Consider the following 1,550-nt stretch of genomic DNA (forward strand, 5'->3'; position numbering starts at 1 on the left):
CAGATTGTAGACGAACCTTTTTTTCAAATTCTAAAAAAGAGGTTCGTCTTTTTTTGTCTACATATATTTTAAAATAAGTTTGATATTTCAAAGAAAAAACAGTGGTTTACACTGTCAGTTGAGGCTCTTTGATGAGCCAGTTTGCCAACTTTTTCAAGTTCATGCATGCACAAATAAGCGTGGTGTCTCGGAACACTTTTTTAATACCTCTATGACGTGTCCATCTGAGTCCATGCTGCTCTTTCGCATCTCCAAAACGACGTTCGACGGTTTGGGATCTCTTCTTATATTCAGTTTTACCTTTTTCCGTATGTCGAATTTCTTCGACTGTATCAATGTAGGATTGCCATACATGTCGGGTAATCACTTTTTGTTTCCCCTGACTTTTTGTACACTGTGAAAGTAACGGACACTCTTTACATTTCATAGGATCTGACATATACAGGCGATAACCGTCCTTATCTGTGCGTCTGTAAGTGAGTTCTGAACCGCCAGGACATAAGTAAACATCATAATATTCATCATAAACATATTCACTCTTTTTGAGTAAATCCTTTGAACCTCGTGGTCGAGTATATGGCATATACGGTGTAATGTTTTTATTAAGTAAATATCTCGCGTTCGCTGGTGTTTTATACCCTGCATCTACCGCAACACTTTGAATGGAATAGCCCTTTTCGAGTAAACGATCGATGGAGACATGGAGTTGGGTACTATCATGAATGTTTCCAGGGGTCACATGTTGATCAAGTACAAATCCGTGACTATCTACACAGGCATGCATACTGTAAGCAAATTGTTTTTCACGCTCACTTTTTACATAATATCCTGCATCCGGATCTGTTTTACTAACACGACTCGTTTTTTCTTCATTGGATTCTTTTGGAGGGTAAAGCTTTTTTCCTTCTGATAACCGGATGTCATTGACTTCTTCACGTAATTCCTCAGCATAGAAAGTCGCTGTTTTTTTAATCGTTTCTTTCGTATACTTATTACGATTAGCGTTTGCTTTGATATGCGTTGAGTCTATGTATAATGCAGAAGTGTCAATCAGTCCATGAGACATCGCGATTTCTAAAATATGCTCAAAAATCTCTTCAAATAATTGACCGTCACTAAAGCGACGTGCATAATTCTTTCCAAAGGTTGAAAAATGTGGCACCTTATCATGAAATCCAAAACCGAGATACCAACGATAAGCAACGTTTGTATCAATTTCTCTAATTGTTTGTCGCATGGATTTTATACCAAATAAATGTTGAATCAACACAATTTTTACAAGAATTACTGGATCAATCCCAGGTCGACCATTATCTAAACAGTATCTATCCTTTACAGAATCATACACAAAATTTAAATCTAATACGGCATCCACTTTTCTTAGTAGATGATCTTTTGGTACGAGGTCGCTAATCGCTACAAATTCTATTTGATCACGTGAATTTAATGATTTTCCTAACATGATTTCCCTCCAAAATAATCATATTAATTATATTTTATAAAAAAAGGCTGTAGACGTCATCTCATAAGAGACTTTGTCTACAGCCTGA

General features: G+C 36.3%; 1 protein-coding gene. It reads right to left on the minus strand.

The genetic code is table 11. The annotated features are described in order from the left end of the window. Window positions 1–106 precede the first annotated feature (106 nt). Window positions 107–1,462 (minus strand): IS1182 family transposase, encoded by a 1,356-nt coding sequence (locus TJ68_RS03405; protein ID WP_040928746.1) that lies wholly within the window; start codon window positions 1,460–1,462, stop codon window positions 107–109. Window positions 1,463–1,550: the final 88 nt, after the last annotated feature.

Source organism: Nosocomiicoccus massiliensis (assembly GCF_000438455.1).
In the GTDB taxonomy this organism is placed as follows: domain Bacteria; phylum Bacillota; class Bacilli; order Staphylococcales; family Salinicoccaceae; genus Nosocomiicoccus; species Nosocomiicoccus massiliensis.

What these genes read in the sequence shown, in the direction of transcription:
- TJ68_RS03405 (WP_040928746.1), bottom strand. Translation starts at nt 1,462, where the DNA reads ATGTTAGGAAAATCATTAAATTCACGTGATCAAATAGAATTTGTAGCG.